Here is a 537-nt window from a genome sequence, read left to right on the forward strand (position 1 = left end):
TGTCGAAGAACTCCTGGCGCAGCGAGGGATTGAAGCCAGCCGCGAGGCGGTCCGTTGCAGGGGCAACACGTTCGGCCCGCAGATCGCGGCCAATATTCGTCGCCGTCGTGATCGTCCGACGGGTCGGTGGCATCTGGACGAAGTGGTGGTGAAGATTAAAGGGCGGCGCATGTGGCTATGGCGCGCTGTGGACGACGAGGGCGAGGTCCTGGACGTCCTCGTCCAGCGTCGGCGCAACACCGCAGCAGCCTATAAGCTGATGCGCCGCTTGCTGAAGCACAACGGTCTGCACCCTGAAACCATCACGACCGACAAGCTCGCGTCGTATCGTTCAGCATTGAGAAAGCTGGGGATTTTGAAGGTCCATCGCCCTGGCGGCATGCGCGAAAACAATCGTGCCGAGAACAGCCATTTGCCCACCTGAAGGCGGGAGCGAAAACAGCAGCGGTTCAAATCGCAGGGTTCAGCCCAGCGCTTTCTCTCCGCCCACGGCCCCATCTACAACCTGTTCAATACCCAGCAACACCTCATCAGCCG

1 protein-coding gene is annotated in these 537 nt (G+C 60.9%); it reads left to right on the top strand.

The genetic code is table 11. The features are described 5' to 3' along the window. Positions 1 to 424 (top strand): IS6 family transposase (locus P4U43_RS17985; RefSeq protein ID WP_277359961.1); only part of this gene is annotated, 424 nt, incomplete at its 5' end. Positions 425 to 537 lie beyond the last annotated feature (113 nt).

The organism is Arthrobacter vasquezii (genome assembly GCF_029455255.1).
Taxonomy (GTDB): Bacteria; Actinomycetota; Actinomycetes; order Actinomycetales; family Micrococcaceae; genus Arthrobacter_D; species Arthrobacter_D parietis.